This window comes from Pseudoalteromonas sp. Bsw20308 (assembly GCF_000310105.2).
Classification (GTDB): domain Bacteria; phylum Pseudomonadota; class Gammaproteobacteria; order Enterobacterales; family Alteromonadaceae; genus Pseudoalteromonas; species Pseudoalteromonas fuliginea.
The window spans coordinates 1,345,171-1,365,799 of record NZ_CP013138.1; the positions used below are offsets into that span (position 1 = coordinate 1,345,171).

General features: G+C 39.9%; 12 protein-coding genes. 11 read left to right on the forward strand and 1 reads right to left on the reverse strand.

Annotation, left to right across the window (positions count from 1 at the left end; translation table 11 throughout):
- The first annotated feature begins 102 nt into the window (after positions 1-102).
- The 11 genes from D172_RS05745 (at position 103) to D172_RS21665 (ending at position 18,267) form a co-directional block, all read left to right on the forward strand.
- Entirely contained in the window at positions 103-783 is a 681-nt protein-coding gene (locus D172_RS05745; RefSeq protein WP_007377725.1) for an aspartyl/asparaginyl beta-hydroxylase domain-containing protein, read from the forward strand.
- Complete coding sequence (locus D172_RS05750; protein WP_007377726.1) at positions 780-1,292, forward strand: GNAT family N-acetyltransferase; 513 nt, start codon at positions 780-782, stop codon at positions 1,290-1,292. The genes D172_RS05745 and D172_RS05750 overlap by 4 nt, the downstream gene beginning before the upstream one ends.
- A 29-nt stretch (positions 1,293-1,321) precedes the next feature.
- Positions 1,322-1,603: a DUF6916 family protein gene (locus D172_RS05755; protein ID WP_007377727.1), complete on the forward strand. Its 282-nt coding sequence runs from the start codon at positions 1,322-1,324 to the stop codon at positions 1,601-1,603.
- Between the two features lie 64 nt (positions 1,604-1,667).
- The gene (locus D172_RS05760) at positions 1,668-2,216 is read left to right on the forward strand and encodes a phage tail protein (protein ID WP_007377728.1); all 549 of its coding nucleotides are present in this window, start codon (positions 1,668-1,670) and stop codon (positions 2,214-2,216) included.
- A gap of 12 nt (positions 2,217-2,228) precedes the next feature.
- The gene (locus D172_RS05765; RefSeq protein WP_007377729.1) at positions 2,229-2,759 is read left to right on the forward strand and encodes a phage tail protein; all 531 of its coding nucleotides are present in this window, start codon (positions 2,229-2,231) and stop codon (positions 2,757-2,759) included.
- Between the two features lie 13 nt (positions 2,760-2,772).
- A complete protein-coding gene (locus tag D172_RS05770) occupies positions 2,773-3,309 on the forward strand; it encodes a phage tail protein (RefSeq protein ID WP_007377730.1) in 537 nt (178 codons plus the stop codon).
- A 122-nt stretch (positions 3,310-3,431) separates the two neighbouring features.
- Positions 3,432-4,625, forward strand: a complete 1,194-nt coding sequence (locus D172_RS05775; protein ID WP_007377731.1) for a S8 family peptidase — start codon at positions 3,432-3,434, stop codon at positions 4,623-4,625.
- A gap of 44 nt (positions 4,626-4,669) precedes the next feature.
- The gene (locus tag D172_RS05780; protein WP_081824529.1) at positions 4,670-5,818 is read left to right on the forward strand and encodes a TIGR03032 family protein; all 1,149 of its coding nucleotides are present in this window, start codon (positions 4,670-4,672) and stop codon (positions 5,816-5,818) included.
- Between the two features lie 5 nt (positions 5,819-5,823).
- Positions 5,824-17,031 (forward strand): tandem-95 repeat protein, encoded by an 11,208-nt coding sequence (locus D172_RS05785; protein ID WP_007377733.1) that lies wholly within the window; start codon positions 5,824-5,826, stop codon positions 17,029-17,031.
- A 147-nt stretch (positions 17,032-17,178) separates the two neighbouring features.
- The gene (gene yeiP / locus D172_RS05790; protein ID WP_007377734.1) at positions 17,179-17,751 is read left to right on the forward strand and encodes an elongation factor P-like protein YeiP; all 573 of its coding nucleotides are present in this window, start codon (positions 17,179-17,181) and stop codon (positions 17,749-17,751) included.
- Between the two features lie 321 nt (positions 17,752-18,072).
- Positions 18,073-18,267 (forward strand): hypothetical protein, encoded by a 195-nt coding sequence (locus D172_RS21665; RefSeq protein WP_033016303.1) that lies wholly within the window; start codon positions 18,073-18,075, stop codon positions 18,265-18,267.
- Positions 18,268-18,354: 87 nt separating this feature from the next.
- Here D172_RS21665 and D172_RS05800 read toward each other — a convergent pair whose 3' ends face one another.
- Positions 18,355-20,616, reverse strand: a complete 2,262-nt coding sequence (locus D172_RS05800) for a sensor domain-containing protein (protein WP_007377736.1) — start codon at positions 20,614-20,616, stop codon at positions 18,355-18,357.
- Positions 20,617-20,629 lie beyond the last annotated feature (13 nt).

Consider the following 20,629-nt stretch of genomic DNA (forward strand, 5'->3'; position numbering starts at 1 on the left):
GGCAACAATATAAATACAGAAATCGATTTCATACCCACCCTGTACACACTTTTTTTAAGATTAAATACTTGTTCATTCTCTTTGTTTGGGAAGAAATAAATAATGAATGATGACATATTTATTTCTGAAGTTGTTAATGCCGATGAAAATATAACCTCTCCAGTCATTTTGTTTGCCCAGCTTGATATATTTTATAATATAAAAAATATGGCAGACGATTTAGTTGTAGCAAAAAAATTGGAATGGGTTGAACATGTTAACACTCAATGTTATCAGGGCAGTTGGGATGTATTGCCTTTAAGAGTCCCTGTAGAGCACGCTGATAAACATGTGATTCTGCAATCTTTCGCAATTGAACCTAGCTCAGATTTTATCGATGGCGACCACCTTCAATATTTACCTTATGTTCGTGAATTATTGTCACAATTTAAATGTGATATTTTATCTGCACGGCTTATGCGTCTTTCCCCTAACTCTTTGATTAAACCCCATCGAGACCTTGGATTGAGTATTGACCTATCTGCTCAAGCACGTATTCACATTTCTCTAGAGGCATCCGAACATGTTGAGTTTTTAGTAGATTGTTTAGAAGTTCCAATGAGTCAGAACAGCTGTTGGTATATAAATGCCGATGCAGAACATTCTGTAGTAAATAACGGCGATACACCAAGAATCAACCTTGTAATAGATTGCAATGTCAATGAGTGGCTATTGAGTTTAATCATAGAATCTAAAAACAAAGAATATTGCTGTACAAATCAAGCTAAGGAGATAAATAGATGATGAAGCTTAATATCCCAAAAGGCCTAAACATAAGACCGTCAAATGCAGCAGATAAACCATTTTTAGAAAAACTGCATAGTTCAATGCGACAAGATTTACAGTTAATTGACGGTGAGAAAGATTTTGTAGAGTCAATTGTAGAAATGCAGTTTAAAGCACAAACCCAAGGGTATGGAGATAAGTTCCCCAATGCAATGTACTTCATTATAGAAAAGCATCATGAGGCGATAGGTAAAGCAACAATTGATTTTGGCCCAAATGAAATTCGAATCGTCGATATTGGCTTTTTACCAAGTGCGAGAGGGCATGGTTTTGGCTCAGCGATAATCCAATCGTTTCAAAGTGCTGCACTTCAATCTGGTGCACCTTTAACATTGACCGTTGAGCAGCGTAATTTTGCTGCTAAGCAGTTGTATGCGCGTTTAGGGTTTCAAGTTGAATCAATTAGCCCGCCATATGAGTTTATGGCGTGGTACCCGCACCCAGTGAAATTAATGAGCGGTGTGTAACTAAGTAAAAGTAAGCATAGGGGTTTAATATGGAAAAATTTACGTTTGAAAATGTTGAAAGTGCACAAGGGTCAGTTGTCAAAGTTGTAGGCCAAAATGGTGAAGTAGAGTTAGAAGTTTCATCGGTTACAAAATCAAAACTTGATGGTGACGAATGGAATGCATTTAGTGTGTTGTTAAACGGCAAGGCCAATGAGCCTCTAAGCCAAGGTACCTATAAGCTCGAGAATGAGGCCTTTGGTGAAGCTGAATTGTTTTTATCGCCAAATAGTGAAACTGAGTATGAGATACACATTGCTCAAAAGAGATAGTTGGCGTGTTAAGTCAATTAATTAAGTAAATTATCCGTTTAAAAAAGTGAGTAAGGAGATTTATATGGCTGATCCGTTTACGTCAGAAATACGGCCTTTTGCGTTTAATTTTGCGCCTGAAAATTGGGCATTTTGCAATGGGCAAGAGATACAGGCTACCCAAAATGCCGCTTTATTTGCATTACTAGGCACCCAGTTTGGTGGTAATGGGGTGAGTAATTTTAAATTACCGGACCTACGAGGGCGAACGCCAATCGGGCAAGGAATTATGAAAAGTGAGCCAAGTAGACTATTCACGGCAGGTGATCAGTATGGCGTGGAAAATGTCACGATCAGTGTCGCTGAAATGGCTGGCCATTCTCACAGTGTGCAAGCGACCAGTACCGAGGCAGTAAGTATCCCAGCTTTTACAGATAGAGTGTTTGCAAGTTCTAAAGATCTCAAAGGTACTGCTACTGAACCATTTACGTATAACTCAGCGGTAAATCTGACTGGGCTGGCGCAAGACGTTGTTTCTAGCGCGGGTGGTGGTCAGTCGCACACTAATATTCAGCCTTTGTTAGCACTGAATTTTTGTATTGCGCTTGACGGTATTTTCCCAGCAAGAAATTAATAAGGAGAAAGCATGTCTGAATCATTTATTGGTGAAATAAAAATGATGGCCACGACCTTTGCACCGCGGAAATGGGCAATGTGTAATGGCACCATTATGGCGGTAAATCAAAACCAGCCTTTGTTTGCGCTTATAGGTGCGCAATACGGGGGAGATGGACGCTCATCGTTTGCGCTACCTGATATGAGAGGGCGTATCCCCGTTCATTTTGGTCAAGGGCCGGGCTTACAAAACTATCCACTCACAGCTAAAGTGGGTGTAGAGGACGTTACCTTACAAACGAGTCAAATCCCTTCGCATACTCATAGCTTACAGGCAAGCAAGAACAGTGCAAACGCATCTACTGCGATTAGTAATGTGCTTGCAAAAAGCCCTCAAAGTGAATTGGCGTACTTAAATGGAGCAGTAACAGGTGAAGTACAAAAAATGAGCGAGTCAGCTGTTAGAACTGCCGGAGGTAATGCGTCGCATAATAATATGATGCCTTATCTGGCCATTCACTTTGTTATTTGCCTCCAAGGCATTTTTCCATCAAGAAACTAGAGGAGAATAAGAGATGGCAGACTCATTTATTGGAGAAATTCGTATTTTTGGCACAACGTTCAGTCCTCGATATTGGTCAATTTGTAATGGCCAAATTGTAAGCATTGGACAGATGTCAGCAGTCTTTAGTTTATTAGGGACTAATTTTGGAGGTGATGGTAGAGCAACATTTGGCCTTCCCGATTTAGCAGGCCGTGCACCTATGCATGCAGGGCAAGCCCCTGGCCTATCTTTGCGTCCATTCTCTTATTTTGGCGGGTCAACTCAAGAGACATTGGTCGCATCTCAGCTACCTGAGCACACACACAGTATTTCAGGAGTACGTCAGTCAGGTGACACCGCAGAGCCAACTAACAATAAGCTGTCAATTGACACTGGGGCAACAGGCGGCACACTGAGATATACCGCACCCCTTGATAGTGATATAGGCTTAATGGATGACTCAAGTTTTGCTACCGCTGGTGCTGGGCAGCCACATGAGAATATGCAACCTAGCTTAGCGCTAAACTTTTGTATTGCGCTGGACGGGATTTATCCACCAAGAAATTGATGTATGAGAATACAGGTTTTAGTTTGCAATCTGTATTCTACATATGATGAAAAAACGATTATGTTTGTGCAGGGAATAAGTTATATGTTGTTTGAAAGAGCTCTGTTGGTTGTAATTTACTTATGTTGAAATACCTTAATTGGCATATTGTTTTCAGTTGTTTAATTATAGCTGTGTGCTTATTTGCAAAAGATGTATCTGCTCAGGCGAATTTAGACAAGCTGCAATTTAAAAGCTCTAAAGGTAGTGTTGTATTTGCCAAGTATGACAGTGATTTTTTGATTGATGATAGAGGTATAAAGTACGCATTTAACAAAAAAATAATAATACTCTCTTTGCTATCAGTAGATGAAATTTCACAGCTACATGATGAAATAAAACAAGTTCAAGTAATCGCTAGTATAGGAAATAGATTGGTTTATTGGGTAACACCTAGAACCGAATATTTTTTTGATGTTTATTTAGCGTTAAGCAAACATCAAGATGTGTTAGAAATCGAACCTGATATCGCACCTGTTACAAAGTTAATCACTTCAGGTACAAGAGTACCGACTAGCAATACACTTACACCACAAAATGCCCCTTTGTGCGATAAACCAAAGAATACCGTTCGGGTTGCAATTATTGATGATGGCTTTGACTTTACTCACCCAGAGTTTGATGATTTAACAGTATTGTTCGAATATGACCCTGATAAACAAACATTAGCAGCCAGTGCTAAAAATCCAATTGATTACCATGGTACACGCGTTGTTGGAGTTATCGCGGCAAAGCAAGATAATGTAGGGGTTGACGGCTTTGCACCGACCAGTGAAATAATTGCTATAAGGCAGGTTTCGACATGGTCATCTTCTTTAATATTGGCATTTCAGGTCGCTAAGTTGATGAAAGCGGATGTTATCAATTGTAGTTGGGTTTTACCGTTTTTATCTAGTATTACGTCACTGGTTATTGAGGATGTAGCTTCAGCATCAAATGTACCTATTATTGTTGTTTCTGCGGGAAATTCTGGTAAAGAAGCCTGTGAAATTAATCAGTTGTCTGCATTAGGTTCAGTGGTTGTGGTAGGGTCAATAAATAAAAATGGAGGGATTGCACCGTTTTCTAATTATGGACAATGTGTTGATTATTATGCTCCTTCTTCAGTTGCATCAACGTCACGGAACGGGTATGCAAATTTCGGCGGGACCTCGTCATCTGCCGCTATTGTTTCAGGTATCGTGGCACAGCTAAAAGCATGCGGAGTTGAACACCCGTTAACAAAATTAACAATGGTTGAAAATATTTATGCAGCTCATAAAATTAAGAAAAAATAATATAAAGAGTGTAATTTTGGCTAGATTAGAAGGTAGTGAGATTAATGAGTTCTGAAACGGAACAGTTAGATTTTAGCAGCACGCATAGTGACAATTTCCCCAAAATATTGGCTCAGTTGGGGATATCGTTGATTGTGACAAGTTATCAATCACAACGTGTCATTTTAGTGCGCTCTAATAATGGCAATCTAGAAACAAAATTAAAAGCATTTCCAAGACCTATGGGGCTTTATGCTGACGAAAATAGGATCACGCTTGGAACACTAAATCAAGTAATCGACTTTCAAAGAACACCAAATGGTTATGCAGATGTCATTAATGGCGACCTTGATAGTTATGAAGAGTTACCAAAAAAATTACAAGATAATGAACTGCGAGATATAGCCAAATTTCGTGAAGAGTGGGATGAACAAGTCCAAAGTGTAAAGGCAGCCGACAGTTTGTTTATTGAAAGAGCGACGTTATCAACCGGTATGATTAACATCCATGATATTTGTTGGGGTAATGATGGCTTGTGGGTAGTTAACTCGATGTTCTCTTGTTTAAGTAAGTTAAGCCCTGACCATAGTTTTATCGCTGCTTGGGTGCCGTCGTTTATTTCAGATCTGAAACCAGAAAATAGATGCCATTTAAATGGTATGGCGTTGTTAGATGGTGTGCCTCGTTATGCTACGGCCTTTAGTGAATCCGATACAGCGGAGGGCTGGCGTGAAGAACTAGGAGAGAAAGGGGTACTTATTGATGTCGTTGAAAATAAGGTCATCAAATCAGGTATCTCAATGCCGCATTCGCCAAGGTGCCACGCAGGTAAAGTGTATTATTGTGCATCTGGAGATGGCGATATTCATGTCTACGATCCAAAATTAGGTACTAGTCGAGTTTTATGTGAGTTGCAAGGCTTTACAAGAGGGATGACGTTTTTTGGTGACTTGATGCTTGTCGGTACGAGTACATTACGTAAGTCAGAAGAGCATATTCGCTTTAAAGCAAACCCAAGATTATTGGATGGGAAAAGTGTGTGCGCAATATGGTTAGTGAATGTAAATACAGGTGAGGTGATTGGTAATTTAACTTTTTCGGGTGAAGTAAAGCAAATTTACGATATTGCGGTTGTACCGAATAGCATAAAGCCAGAGCTATTTCAAAGCTCAGACGCGTTGTCTAGCCATATTTTTGAATTTTGTCGAGGGTAAGTATTATGAAACATTTGAGCTTAAATAAAACTTTTTTAGGCGTTGCAATCTCTGCCGTAATTGCTAGCGGAGCTTATGCAGAAACAGTAACTGAAGCTGTAGATTTAAAACAATTTTCAAAAAAATCAGCATTAGAAACAGAGGGTGAAATAGTTGTTGATGTAGAGTCAAAAAATCCCTTTTCGGCATTTAGTCGAGGGGAAAAAGCACAATCACACTTAGTAAACTCAGATATAAATAATACATTAAACTTTTTAAAAGAGCAGGGGTTACTCGAAACTAATGAACAAAAAGTAAGTATTGTTACGGGCGATAATACACAGGTAAAAAGTGACTTACTAATAAGAAAGGTGTTTGCAAGTGCAAACTGTACACTACCTGGCGGAGCATGTACCACTGTAAGTTCTTCTAGCTGTACCTTGAGAGGTGGCAGTGTTGGTGCTTGTGGGTCATCTCCAGAAATAGATGTTGAAGAAAGTGGAGCGACAACTGTAAGTGAAGATTTTGGCAGTGTAGCAGCAGATGGAGTAGCAACTACAACAAAAACCTTTACGGTAAAAAATGAAGGCACTGGTAATTTAACGACTACGGCTGTTTCTATAACAAGTGGTAGTAGCGACTTTTCAATTACAGGCGGTACATGTGCTACGAATGGTCAAACATTAAGCTCAGGTATGCAATGTACGATACTTGTTACTGTACAAACGACAACGGTTGGTGGGATATCAGGTAATTTAAGAATTAGCAACACTGATGCAAATGAGAGTATGTATAATGTGTCTTTGAGTGCCACAGGTACTTCTACAAACTCAGCGCCTGTTGTTGATTTAAATGGCACAATGACTCCAGGTACAGGGAGTTTTTCGGCGTTTTCTGAAGGCAGTGGTGCTGTAAATATTGCGCCCGATGCTAGTGCCGCTGATAGTGATGGCGATACAATAACAACAATAACCGTTGCATTAACAAACGATCAAGATGGCACCTCAGAAGGGCTTAATGCTTCAGCGGCTGCGCAAAATGCACTTGGTGGTATATCAGGTGCCTCAGACATTACTCTGCAAGATACAATTTCGATAACGGGTGCATCTGCAACCGTTGCTGAAGTGACGACCTTTTTACAAGCAATAACGTATAATAATACCAGTGCAACACCCAACACAACTTCGCGTACAGTGTCAGTTGTTATCAATGATGGCACTGAAAACAGTATTAGCCGTACAGCGACAACTTCAGTGGCTAACCTTACAGCGGCTAGTTCTACAGCGGCGGGTTTTAGTACCTTAGATGGTACAAATTTAAATCCGGCAATTACGTTTAGTAGTGATAACGAAACATTAACGATAAGTAATCCATCACATATTACAGGTTCAGTGGCTGACGGTGGTACTGGTACAGATACCATTCACGTTCCGACTGGATCCGATTTAACGGCTTTTACTACATTAACAGGCTTTGAAACATTATCAGTGCCTAGCAGCGTCACTTTAACGTTAAGTGAAGCGCAGCATGAGCAATTTACAACGATTTCGGGGAGCGGGGCTCCTGTCTTTACGATTACAGCAGGCAGTGGGGGCGATGCAAATTTAACGGCAAATAGCACCATCGCAACATACGTTTTAAATACACCAGTTTCATTAACGCTTGTAGACAGAGACCAGTCTGTTACAGGCAGTAATTTAGCTGATTCAGTCGATATTTCCAACTTTTCGTACCGAGGAACTCTCGATGGTGGGGATGGCACAGATACACTTACGCTAGCTAATGGCGCGAGTTTAGCGGCGGCAACGATTTCGAACTTTGAAACACTTAATTTGAGCGGCGGCGTATCTGTCACGATGAAAGAAGCGCAGCATGATGCGTTTTCTACAATTTCAGGCGCAGGTACAGATCAAATTACCATTTCAGACGCAACTAATGGTTTAATTGCTGCGAATGATATTGAAACGTATGTGCTCGGTAGTGCAAACACAATTACCTTATCAAATGGCTCACAAAATATAACAGGCAGCACGGGCAATGATACGGTAAATATTGCAGGTTTAACGGTTACAGGTACACTCAATGCAAATGGTGGTACCGATACATTAAGCATGGCAACAGGTGCCGACACCACAAGTGCTACAGTGTCTAGTTTTGAAAACTTAACCCTTGCAACAAACTCATCGGTGGCTTTATCTGCAGCGCAAGTGAGTACATTTACAGGCACTATTACAGCGTCTGGCGCTGAGACGATTACGGTTTCGGGTGATGGTAACTTTACAACACTTAGCAATATTGAAACGTTTAACGTTGGTGATGATTCAACAAATACACGAACAATTACGTTAGGTTCTTCGTCTGTCAATGTGACAAGCGCATCAACAACCGATGCAAATACGTTTGATGTCAGTGGATTAACGTTTACTGGAACAATAACAGGTGAAGCAAGCGTTAATGATACGCTATCTATCAGTAATACGGGGGATATTACTGGAGCAACAGTTTCCAATATTGAAAACCTAACACTTAGCAGTGGTGCACGGGTTTCAATGACGCGTTCGCAACACGCCGGTTTTACAGGCACTATATCTGCAATAGGTTCTGAAACAATTGATGTTTATGGCGATGGTGATTTTTCTACTTTCAGTGATGTTGAAACTTACAACGTATTTGATGATTCTTCAAACAGTAGAACAATTACGATAGTCTCAGCGACTCAAAGTATAATAGATAGATCTAGTAATACAGCAATGACCTTTGCACTTGGTGGCGCTGGGTTTAGTGGCTCATTAACCTCAGAGCTAAATGCTGCAGATAAGGTGAGTGTTACTGACGGTGCTGACGTGACTTCTGGCTCATTCTTTAATATTGGTACATTAAGCTTAGCCTCTGCAGCAACAGTAGCAATTGATGTTAATAATATTAATGATTTTAATACTGCAATTACAGGCTCTGCTGGCGCTGATACACTAAAACTGATGGATGGTGGTATTTTTAATTTTTCCAGCACCACGGTATCGGGTATTGAAAACCTGGCAATCGGCACTAATAACAACACGACTATCACCTTAACCGATAATTTTAATACTGATGCTGGCGTTGTGTCTTTTTCTAATGTTAGTGGCAGTGCAATTACAGCCGCAGTGACCCTGGATGCAAGTGCATTTAGCGCCGACATTTTAACCATGACCTCATCAGATTTTAATGGTGATGATGTACTTAAAGGTGGCTCTGGCGCCGATACTTTGCGCCCAGGTGCTGGTATAGATACGCTAACAGGCAATGCAGGTAATGATAATTTTGTAGGTAGCTCATCACAATTATCAGGGGACACAATTACCGATTTAGCCGTAGGTGATCGCATTACAATTACTGGTATCACAGGGCTTTCAGCCAGTAACGTGCGTTTTAATGGCACAAGTACATTAGAAGTAGATACCAACGCCACTGATTTTAATATTTCTGAACTTACTCTTTCTCTTACTAATGCGCCAGGCAATGATTTAGCTTTTACGGTTGCTGATAGCGGATCAGATTCCGTTATTACATTTGTTTCAGCAAATTCTGCGCCTACATTTAGCTCGCTTAATGGCGGTGCTACGTTTATCGAAGGTTTAAGTGCTGTGAGCATTGATAGCGATATGACAATTGCAGATGCTGAACTTGATGCACTTAACAGCAACGCAGGGGATTACAACAATGCTAGCTTAACTATTCGCCGACGTGGCGGTGCGAGTGCCGAAGATCGATTTGGTCATTCGGGGCTATTAGGGACGTTAACTGAAGGTAATACATTTAGTTATAACGGTAATAATGTAGGGACTGTTACCACAAACTCGGCAGGTACTTTAACGCTAACATTTAATAGCAATGCTACTTCTGCAATTGTAGACTCTGTTGCGCAAGCAATTACCTACGCCAATAACTCAGATATTCCTCTAAATGCAACTGTGCTTGACTATACCTTTAATGATGGTGTCGTAGATAGTACAGGTACTAATCAGGCATCAGTTACAATTACCTCGGTTAACGATGCGCCTACTGTATCAGCAGTCGGGGCTAATCCAACATTTACAGAAAATGGCTCACAAGTTGGTATTTTCTCTTCAGCCTCTATTAATGCTATTGAAAGCGGACAAAATATTGAGCAAATATTACTGACGGTAAGTAATGTAAAAGATATTGGCAATGAGTTCCTTCAATTTGGCACTGATGTTATTAGGCTAGAAAATAATGCATCCGGTACATATTCGGGGTCAGTTAATTTTAGTTATGTTGTCACTCTTAGCGGTTCAAAGGCAACGGTAACGATTGTCGCCTCAGACACTGCGGCCGTATGGCAGAACTATGTTCCTTTCTTAGCTTATAAAAATACGAGTGAATCACCGACAGAAGGAGATAGAGTTGTAACGCTAACGTCTATAAAAGATAGCGGTGGTACATCTAATGGTGGTGTTGATAGATCTACAGGTAGTTTTGGTTCTTCTACGGTTAAAGTAGTGGGTGTAAATGATGATCCAACAGACATTACTTTATCGGCAACAAACATTAATCAATCTTTAGTGTCTTTGGGCGCTGATGTTGGGACTTTAAGTACAACGGATCTTGATGATAGTACGCATACTTATACATTGGTAGCTCCTAGTTCATCAGCCAGTGGTTCGTGTTCATCAAATAGTGGTAACAGTAGCTTTCAAATTAATGGGAGCGTGCTAGAAACTCAAGCCGCCATTTCAGCAGGCACCTACATAGTATGTGTGCAAGCGGATGATGCTTCGTCATCGTTTAAAAAATCATTCACAGTAACGGTGACTGATAATATTGCACCGACAGGGCACAGCGTTTTAATAACTCAAGATACGATTACTCGAGATAATGAAGCCGCGTTAGGTTTTACTCTAAATGGGCTTGAAAGCAGCGGTTCATTTACTTACAAAGTGACTGATGGCTCTAATGAAATTATAGGTAATTCTAGAGCAATAACGGGAGCTTCAGCTCAGGTTACGGGTGTTAATGTAACCACTTTAAATGAAGGTACACTTACACTTTCGGTGACAGTATCAGATACCGCTGGGAATGAAGCCAGCGATGTAACGGCAACAATTGTTAAAAGCTACAACATTAAACCGGTACTATCAGGTACGCCATTGGCGACAATAGATGAAGATTCTCAATACAGCTTTACCGCAACGCTCACGGATCCGGATACAAGCGACATACATACGTTTAGTATTACTAATAAGCCAAGTTGGGCAACATTTGATACGGCCACAGGTTTACTGTCAGGAACACCCACCGATCAAGATGTAGGTACCTCAGCGAATGTCAATATAAAGGTATCCGATGGTACTGAAGATAGCGCAGCGATGATATTTGATATTGAAGTAAAAAATACCAATGATGCGCCTGTAGGTCAAAACTTTGCATTTAGTTTAGATGAAGGGGCATTATTTGCAGCCATCCCTGTTAATGGTGTATTAAGCAATGCCACTGATGATGACCTTGATAGCGGTGATACTTTCACTGCAGTGAAAGTGACAAACCCGTCATCGGGTACGGTTACGCTTAATAGCGACGGTAGCTTTAGTTATCAACATGATGGCAGTGAAAGCACGTCTGATAGTTTCACCTACCAGGTAGAAGATGCCGCAGGAGACAAGTCAGCCGTTCAAACGGTAAGCTTTACCGTTACGCCAGTAGAAGATGCGCCTATTGTGGTTGCCGACTCTATAACAACTGATGAAGATACTCCTGTTACTTTTAGTGTTGTTAGTAATGACAGTGACGCTGAAGATAATATGGTTGTATCTTCTGCTGCGATAGTGGACGCACCGACTAAAGGGCAAGCTAGTATTGCAAATGGAATCGTAACTTATACACCATTGAGTAATGTATCTGGTACAGATTCATTTACATATACAGTAAAAGACAGCACGGGTTTAATATCTGAAAAAGCGACTGCATCGATTACTATAACCCCAGTGAATGATGCGCCGATTGCTATTAACTTTAATGAGATGGTCGATGAAGATACACCAACTTCTGCACTTTCAATTAGAAGCAACGCTACCGATATAGAAGATACTATTCCAACGGGTGATATTAGTGTTGTAGCACAACCATCCAAAGGGTCAGTGAGTGTTGATCAAAATGACGGTACTTTAATTTATACACCTACAGGCAATGAAAACGGAAGCGATACATTTACTTATACGATAGCCGACAGCAATGGTTTGGCATCAAATACAGCCTCTGTCACGGTAAATATAGGTGCGGTGAATGACCGTCCGGTTGTCGTTAATGATGCAGTGACGACCGATGAAGATACTGCAACCAGTGTGGCTATTTTAGCGAATGATTCAGATGTAGAAGACCAAGGTTTTAATGGCGCAAATGTGCTGTTAGAAAATAAAGGCGATGGTGCAGGTGAATATGATTTTGCCAGCGTAAGCGTGAACCTTGATGGTAGTTTAGCAATTACCCCTAAAGCAAATATAAATGGGGTTCACAGTTTTACTTACACCGTTACTGACAGTGAAGGACTTACTTCGCTACCAGCCACAGTTACACTGAGTATTACGGCGATAAATGATGCCCCAGTTGCCGTTGATAACACTGCACAGTTACAAGAAGAAGGGCAGTTTGAGGTCAATGTTCTGGGTAATGATAGTGATGTTGATATTGGTGATAGCCTTAACGCGAGCTCTGTAACGATTGTTACTAACCCTGCAAATGGATCCGTGAGCGTATCAGTAACTGGTGCAATTGTTTACACGCCTCAAGCGAACTTTTTTGGCGATGATAGCTTTACCTATACGGTTGAAGATAGCAACGCAGCTGTATCAAATATAGCGACAGTGACTATGAGTGTCGCTCCCGTGAATGATAAACCAATTGCCGTTGCGCAATCGCAATCACTGGATGAAGATGGCTCAATACTACTGACGTTAGTTGCAACAGATATAGATCAAGACACGTTAAGTTACCGGATAGTCAATGCGCCAAGCAAAGGAACTTTGGTACAGCAAAGTAACGATAGTTGGCTTTATACGACGAATGAAAACATTAATGGTACAGACAGCTTTACGTTTGTGGCCAACGATGGTGAAATTGATTCTGATGAAGTCACTGTATCGTTAATTATCAATGCAATTAATGATGCACCTACGGTCGCTGGGCAAGTACTTTCAACAAATGAAGATACAGCGCTAACGGTTACTCTATCGGGTAATGATATTGAAGAGCAGTCTCTAAGCTATCGAGTGGTAACTGAGCCTGCTAATGGCAGTACGACCTTAACCGGTAACATACTTATTTATACACCAAACAGTAACTTTAATGGCAGTGACTCTGTGAGCATTGTGGCTAATGATGGTGAGCTTGATTCAGAGTTTGCACGTATTTCGATTACGGTCGACAATGTTAATGATGCACCGTTGATAAGTGGGATACCTGCGGCATCAGTGAACGAAGACAGTGAGTATTTATTTATCCCGATAGCAAGCGATACGGATAATGATACGCTGACATTTAGTATTAGTAATAAACCTAGTTGGGCGAGCTTTAATAGCGAAACCGGAAAATTAAGTGGTACGCCACTAAATGCGCAGGTAGGTAGCTACAGTAACATCGTTATAAGTGTTAATGATGCAACAGTGACTCAAAGTTTAGCGCCATTTAATATTACGGTTATTAATACTAATGACGCACCAACAATCACGGGTACGCCGACAGCACAGGTTAATGAAGAAGAGTCGTACAGCTTTACACCAAGTGCACAAGATATGGATGGGGATGCATTAACCTTCAGTATCAGTAATAAGCCAAGTTGGGCTAGCTTTAATAGCGCAACAGGGCAACTTAGTGGCACACCAGTAAGAGAAAATGCAGGTCAATTTACTAATATTGTTATTGCAGTAACTGACGGACAACTTGAAGCACGCTTACCTGCATTTACAGTAACAGTAAATAACACAAATAAAGCCCCAGTGTCGCAAAGTATGATGTTAGATGTTCTTGAAGACGCTTCCATTACTTTTGCTCCAGATGTCTCAGATCTTGATGACGATATACTTACGCTAACAGCCATATCGCAGCCTCAATTTGGTACTTTAAGTAAGCAAGGCAATGTGTTTACGTACTCACCAAATGCGAATTACTTTGGTATTGACAGTTTTACGTACATTGTAAGCGATGGTACAGAACAATCTGCAATCGCTACTGTAAGCTTGAATGTTATTTCAGTGAATGACAGACCGGTTGCAAATCCTGATGTATTCTCATTAGATATAAATGAGGAAAACACGTATTTATTGGATGTATTAGCCAATGATACCGATGCTGATGAACAACCATTGAGTATTATCGGTGCAAGCGCGAGCGTGGGGAGTGTAACAATTGAAAATGGTGTGATTGCATATAAATCGCAAGCGAGTACACAAGGGATTATTCAGATTAGTTACCTGATTGAAGATCCAGATAAAGCAAGAAGTAGAACGACTGCTAAATTAACGTTGAATAAACAAACAGATGATGTGCCAACGATTGAAACACCGGTTGATTTGGATATTAATGCTAAAGGATTGTTCACTAAGGTGGATTTAGGTGTACCGCTTGCTACTGACAATCAAGGTAACCGATTAGCAGTATCACTCGTTGATTCAACGTCACTGTTTACTCCTGGAAGTCATTTGGTGTATTGGCAGGCTTTTGACAGTAATGGGCTTGAAGCAATTGCTACACAGAGCATTAATGTTAATCCGCTTATTTCTTTAAGTAAAGATAGCCAAGTAGCAGAGGATCAAACATATCACTTTAATGTATTTTTAAATGGTGAGTCACCGACCTATCCTGTAACAATCCCTTATACTGTTTCAGGTACAGCCAACAGTGCTGATCACGATTTAACATCAAGTGAATTAGTTATTGAAAGCGGCGTCCAGGGGCAAGTAAGCTTTACTGTTTTTGCTGACTCAGAAATTGAAGGCAACGAAACAATTATTGTTTCATTAGCGAATACGTTAAATCTGGGTGCGAGATCAACGGTTAATATTACGATTGTTGAAGATAATGTAGCACCTACAATCTCTACATCGATTAAGCAAAATGAGGAAGCTAGATCGCTTGTCGCGATAGGCGAGGAGTTAGTCACTATTACTGGGGTCGCAGAGGATATAAACCCAAGTGATAACGTAACACTAAATTGGCTATCACAAGATGATCAGTTAACTAATACCAGTACAAATGAGGGGGAATTTGTTTTTTCAACGCAATCACTTGCTCCGGGTATTTATAAAGTGTCAGTGACGGCTGAAGATGACGGTGAACCAAACTTATCAACAACAAAAGAAATCTATGTTGAAGTAGTACAGTCTCTTGATACCCTCGATTCGGGTGATTCTGATGGCGATCTAATACCGGATGATCAAGAAGGCTTTACTGATACTGATAATGACGGCATACCAGATTACCTAGATGCTATTAGTCAATGTAATGTGGTACAAGGTCAAGTCAAAGACAGTGACAAGTTTTTAGTTGAAGGCGAGCCAGGTGTCTGTGTTAGAAAGGGCGTGACTGTTGTACAAAATGTGACAGGAGGAGTTCAATTATTAGAGAGTGAATTACCAGCCGACGCTAACGCATTAAATATTGGTGGAGTATTTGACTTTATTGCGACAGGGCTTCCAAACCCTGGAGATACCTACAGTATTGTATTTCCACAAAGAAAGCCAATCTCACAAAATTCCACTTATAGGAAGTTTAAAGAAGGCCAATGGGTTGATTTTGTATCTACAGCACATGACCAAATATTATCTGCTGCGGGTGAACCAGGTTATTGCCCACCACCAAGAAGTAGTGAATGGACGCAAGGCCTAGCGGAAGGCGCATGGTGTGTGCAACTACAAATTGTTGACGGTGGTCCAAATGATGATGATGGAAAAGCAAATGGCTCTATTGTAGATCCTGGCGGTGTTGCTGTTGTGCGTACAACGAATCAATTACCACAAGCAAATCAAGATGAAGTAACGATAGGTGCAGGTGAATCTATTACTATTGATGTGCTAGAAAATGACACAGACATAGATGGAGATGCATTAACACTGACGGGTGCGACGGTTGATTTTGGGCAAGTGAGTATTATTGATAATCAGATACTTTATACTCCGCCTACATCATTTATCGGTATTGCGACCATTGAATACAGCATTACTGATGGACAAGGAGGAACATCTAACAATAATGCTAAGGTTAACTTAGTGGAAAATAATGCACCAACAGCAATATTTGATACAGCTAGTACCACCGATCGCGTATCAATAGAAATTGATGTACTTGGTAATGATACTGATATTGATATGGATGAATTATTTATTATTAGTGCAGCGGCAACTTATGGCACTGTATCAATTAATATTAATGGCACTTTACAATACATGCCAAAGGTAGGTTTTGAAGGTGTTGATACTGTCGACTATACTATTAAAGACAGTAAAGGAGCTAAATCTTCGGCACAAGTTGAAATTACCGTTAGTGCAGTAAAATCAGTTTCTATTAGTAATAAGTCATCGGGAGGAAGTATGGGAGGCGTTGGGTTGTTGCTGATTTCAATGTTGGTATTTAGCCGTCGAAAGTCATTGTTTCCAAGTTTTGCGATAATTACTACAAGTTGCTTAATAAGTGGCAGTGCACTCGCTGAAGCATGGTCTTTTGAGGGAACTGTAGGTCAAGCTAAAGCTAAGCATTCTTTGGCAATAACGGGCAGTGATGTTAAGACCATTTCAGTTGATGATAAAGATACTAGTTGGTCTGTGGGCGCTTACTATGAGCTAGCTCCTAATTGGGAAGTTGCAATACGGTATATTGATTTAGGGCAAGGACGTGTTGAATTAACAGCGGATACAACAACACCAAATGACCTTCATAATGACTACGCGCGTTATGCTCCAATCTTACCAAAAGGTGTTGCCACGGAAGTCGGTTATTTATTTATGCCTGCTGAATCATTTAGTACTAAGTTGTTTTTGGGGGCTTATCGCCATCAATATAAAATACAAAGTGATATAACCAATGGTGCAACGCTAGAGTCTAAAAAGCATACGACCAAGCTTTATGCGGGTGGTTCAGTTGGGTATTCGATTTATAAAAATACCGAGTTACTACTCAAGTATAGCTACTATAAAGTGTCAAAAAACGATGTAAGTGAGCTATCTGCTGGCGTTAAAGTCCGCTTTTAAAGTCACTCTTAATAAATCAGCGCGCCATTAAGGGGCGCTGATTTTAAGTATTATTCAAAAAGTATCACTAAGTTGTTTTGTTTCTATTGAAGAATCCTGAGTTCGTGGTATGTTTCTCGCAATCAAAAAAATAATAGGAATTCACACATGCCAAAGGCGAGTGATGTTAAAAAAGGTACTGCTATTGATTTTAATGGCCGAGTGTTAGTTGTAAAAGATATTGTGCGCTCTGTGCCGCAAGGCCGTGCTGGTGGCAGTTTATATCGAATGCGTTTATACGATGTAGTAACTGGCAGCAAAGTGGATGAAACATTTAAAGACAGCGATATGCTAACGCTTGCTGATTTAACACGTCGCGAAGCAATGTTGTCGTATATTGATGGCGACGAGTATGTTTTCATGGATAACGAAGATTACACGCCATATAACTTAAATAAAGATGCTATTAGCGAAGAGATTCAATTTGTAAATGAAGAAACCCAAGGTGTGCACGTTATTGTCATTGACGGTGCACCAGTAGGCCTTGATTTACCATCAAGTGTTGAGCTTGTTGTTGAAGAAACCGATCCTTCAATTAAAGGGGCTTCTGCAAGCGCTCGTTCAAAACCTGCACGTATGTCTACAGGCTTAAATATTTCTGTGCCTGAGCATATTTCAACAGGTGACCGTATTCGTATAAATACTGTTGAACATAAATTCATGGGCCGTGCTGAAAAGTAAGTTATAAACTTTAAAAAAGCCGAGCCTTAATTTAGATGGCTCGGCTTTTTTGTATGTAAGAGGTTTATTGCTGTAAATTCAACCAAAATAACGCTAGAATACACGCCTTATTTTTAGGCTATTTAATACCAATCCGTAATAATACTTAATCAATTTGAGTGATTAAATCTGACGTTAACAGCGTTAAAAATTCTGATACATGACTGCATGGATGCGGGGTAATGCAGGAGTTAAATAACGAAATTTTTGCCTTGTTATCGACACGATTTTCTTACTTCAAAATAGATCACTTAATTAAGCGAATTGGTATAGGGTGTAGATTTGTTTATTGTTTTACTAAGTTGTGTGTTTATAGCCGTGATGTATTTGGAAACGATTAAAAAAGGCATGCCAATTAAGCGATGGCTTATTTTGGCTGGTTTACTTGGGCCGGTAGCATGGTGCTTGTTTAACTTACATTATCGCCGCGCATTGGTACGAAATGTAGGGATTAAAGCATGTATATGGCGCCCTTAATTTATACCGTTCTGAATAAGTGTTGGGACAATTTAATGAATTAAATCACCCCATACCTAAGCAGATTGGTATTAACTGGAAGTCTGGTTAGCTTATTGATGCCATATTTTCAGTATCCGTTCTAATTAGACTAGGCGCAGCTTTAGTTTGTTGTTGTTTCAAAAAATCAGTAAACTCGTCTTTAGAGAGTGGCTTAGAATAAAAGTAACCTTGTACTGTTTCACAATTCAATTTTTTTAGTATTTCAATTTGTTCAGCCTGTTCAACCCCTTCGGCAACGACATGTAAATCAAGGTTATGTGCAATCGTCACAATTGAGTCGACCATATTACGACCACGTTCATTTTTCATATCATCTATAAATGCCTTGTCTACTTTTAACGTGTTAAGCGGAAATTGTTTTAAGTACGCCAAGGAAGAGTAACCGGTGCCAAAGTCATCCATTGCTAAGTGAATCCCTCGGGCACTTAATGAGCGCATAATCGCAATGGCTTCTTTGGGATCATCCATTACAGTACCTTCGGTAATTTCAAGCTCTAAGAAATATGAAGGTAGTTCATTTTTTTGTAAAATAACGTCAATGCGAGATGTTAAATCGGGTAGGCTGAATTGTTTAGCTGATAAATTAACGGCGACTCGACCACTAAATAGACCGCTATCAAGCCATTGTTTAACATCTCTGCAAGCTTTGTTTAATACCACTTCACCAATTTCAATTATTTGACCTGTTTCTTCAGCTATAGGTATAAATACACCAGGGCTAATAATGCCTTTTTTAGGGGTTATAAAGCGAACCAACGCCTCCATCCCTGTTAACTTTCCGGTGCGAATATTCATTTTTGGTTGATAGTAAACCTCAAAATGATCTTCTTTTAGGCCAAAACGCATAAGGTTTTCTATTTGCAGGCGTTTAACTGCTTGGCGGTTCATCGTGTCGTTAAAAAACAGATAACTATTACCTTTCTTTTTAGCGTGATACATGGCCGTATCTGCATTTTTCAAAAGTAGTTCTGGTGTATTACCATCTTCAGGAAAGAGTACAATGCCAACGCTTGAAGTAATCGCGAGCTCATGACCAGCCATTTTAAAAGGTGTAGCAATAGCGGCTAAAAACTGTTTAGCCGTGCGGGTGATCACATGAATATCATTAGTATCAGACATTACTAGAGCAAACTCATCGCCCCCTAAACGGTAAAATACATCGTTCTCTCGGGTTAGTTTATTTAAGCGCATAGCGAGCTTTGCAAGCAGGCTATCGCCTAACTGGTGTCCTAATGAGTCGTTTATCTTTTTAAAGTTATCTAAATCGAATACAAGCAGCGCATGGTGTGAATTTTGTTTAACTAACTTATGTAAATCGGTAAAAAATAAATTTCGGTTAGGCAGGCTTGTTGTACGGTCGCGATTTGATAAATTATGCAGTTGTGATTCTGCTTTTTTACGTTCAGTTAAGTCAGAGTAAACAATCACGTAATTTGTAATTTGGTTTTGATCATTTTTAATTTCATCAATTGAAATTTCAAATGGTAGTAAAACGCGTTCGCTATTACGTAGCTTTACCTCTCGTTGGATATGTTCATTCTCACGTACAATTTCGATAATTGTATCAATGAAGCCTTGTTCATAACCCGGTAAGGTAAAGTCTTTTTTAAGGTATTGTTCTCGCACACCGCCAAAGAGGGTTAAAAAACTAGGGTTTATATCAACTAACTTAAAGTTTTTGTCGTAAATAGCCAGCGCATCAGTTAGCGACTCAACACATTTTGCAAAGAGATTCAAACGCTCTTCGGTTGATTTTAACTGTGATATATCTCGTACAGTACCCGTCATTCTTAGTGGTGATAGGTTGGTATCTTTTTCTATAATTTTGCCGCGATCAAGGACCCAATGCCAACGGCCAAAGGTATCTTTAATACGATAAGTCGCTTCGAAAAAAACGGTTTTTTCTGCAAAGTGTTTTTTAAGTAAGTGTTCAACGTTTGTAATATCGAGTGGGTGAATGAGACTTTTATTTGGAGGGAAACCTATTAACGTAGTTGAGTTCATCATATATTTGTCGTTTATTCGAATAACTTCCCCCGTTTTTATGTTCCAATCCCATAAAGTATCACCACTGCCTTCAACAGTACTTTTAAGGCGCCTTTCGGATAAACGAAGTTGTCGACGTGAGCGCTTAAGTTTGTGGATTACAAACAACAGATAAGGCAAAGCAAGCGCTATAATGGCGCTTGCTAAAATAAGGATGGTATCTGAATTGTAATTAAATGATGACTCAAAAGCATAAAGCTTAAATGAGTAAGCAAGTAATACAACTGACAAGCTTAATTTTGTTATTATTTTGATTATCATTTTTTTATTACTT